A 1,570-nucleotide genomic window follows, 5' to 3' on the forward strand; every position below is an offset into this window, starting at 1 on the left:
CGGTGCCGTCGGCGGGCGCCGCGGCGGCGTCGCAGGCCAGGCCCGGCGCATGCGCCGCGCCGCAGCCGCAGGTATCGAGGCGCGAGGCGGCCGAGAAGGGGTTGTCGAAGATGCGCGCCATGGTGGACTCCCGGTGACGGTGGCCGATCTGGCCGTTGGCGCCGTGGCAGCAAGGGGCGTGCCGCTCACCGAATCGCCAGCGCGCGCCGGGCACGCGGCAGAACCGCACACATATCGAGCAATTTGCACGATTCATGATCGGCGTTCTGCGACGCCAGCCCTGGCGGCTTGACGCGGCCGGGCAGGACGCACACCACAGGCCCCGCTTTCCGGACCCCCTGCCCATGTCCTTCGCCACCCTGCCCGCCCCGCTGCTGGCCGCGCTCAGCGGCCGCGGCTATGCCGAGCCAACCCCTGTCCAGGCCGCCGTGCTGCAGCCCGAGGCCGCGGGGCGCGACCTGCTGGTCTCGGCCCAGACCGGCTCCGGCAAGACCGTCGCCTATGGCTTGGCCCTGGCGCCCGAGCTGATCGGGGACGCCACCCGCCTGCCCCCGCCCGGCGCCCCGCTGGCGCTGGTGGTGGCCCCGACCCGCGAACTGGCGCTGCAGGTGAAGGCGGAACTGACCTGGCTCTTTGCCGCCGCCGGCGGGCGCATCGTCTCCTGCGTCGGCGGCATGGACCCGGTGGCCGAGCGGCGCCTGCTCAGCCAGGGCGCGCATGTCGTGGTGGGCACGCCCGGCCGCCTGCGCGACCACCTTGAGCGCGGCAACCTAGCCCCGGCCGCGCTGCGCGCCGTGGTGCTGGACGAGGCGGACGAGATGCTCGACCTCGGCTTCAAGGAGGAGCTCGAGGCGATCCTGGAGGAAACGCCGGCCGAACGCCGCACGCTGATGTTCTCGGCCACCGTGCCGCGCGGAATCGCGGCCCTGGCCAAGGGCTACCAGCGCGATGCGTTGCGCATCGAGGTGGCCTCGGAAGGCGGCCAGCATCGCGACATCGACTACCGCGCCGCCGTGGTCGCGCCGCATGAGATCGAGCGCGCGGTGGTGAACATCCTGCGCCTCGAGGATGCCCGCATCGCCATGGTGTTCTGCGCCACGCGCGCCACAGTGACGCGCCTGCAGGGCAACCTGGCGGAACGCGGCTTCTCGACCGTGGCGCTGTCGGGCGAATTGTCCCAGGCCGAACGCAACCGCGCACTTCAGAGCCTGCGCGACGGGCGCGCGCGGGTGTGCGTGGCGACCGATGTTGCGGCGCGCGGCATCGACCTGCCGGACCTCGGCCTGGTGATCCATGCCGAATTGCCGCGCGACCCGGAGACGCTGCTGCATCGGTCGGGGCGGACCGGGCGCGCCGGGCGCAAGGGGGTGTCGGTGCTGCTGGTGCCGCATACGCGGCGCGGCCTGGCGCAGCGACTGCTGGGCGCGGCGCGCGTGACCGCGACCTGGGCGCCCGCGCCCTCGGCCGAGGCGATCCGCGCGCGCGATGCCGAGCGGCTCTCGGCGCAGGCTTCGGCCTTGGCCGCCGAAGATCCGAACAGCACACGTCTGAAGTCCAGTTTTGGCTACAT

Annotated in this window: 1 protein-coding gene; it reads left to right on the forward strand. The window is 73.6% G+C overall.

From position 1 onward, the window contains the following. Positions 1 to 344: 344 nt before the first annotated feature. On the forward strand, positions 345 to 1,570 hold a 1,226-nt coding region (locus tag HW578_RS26340; protein ID WP_198373665.1), incomplete at its 3' end, for a DEAD/DEAH box helicase.

This window comes from Roseomonas rosulenta, from assembly GCF_016106005.1.
GTDB lineage: Bacteria > Pseudomonadota > Alphaproteobacteria > Acetobacterales > Acetobacteraceae > Neoroseomonas > Neoroseomonas rosulenta.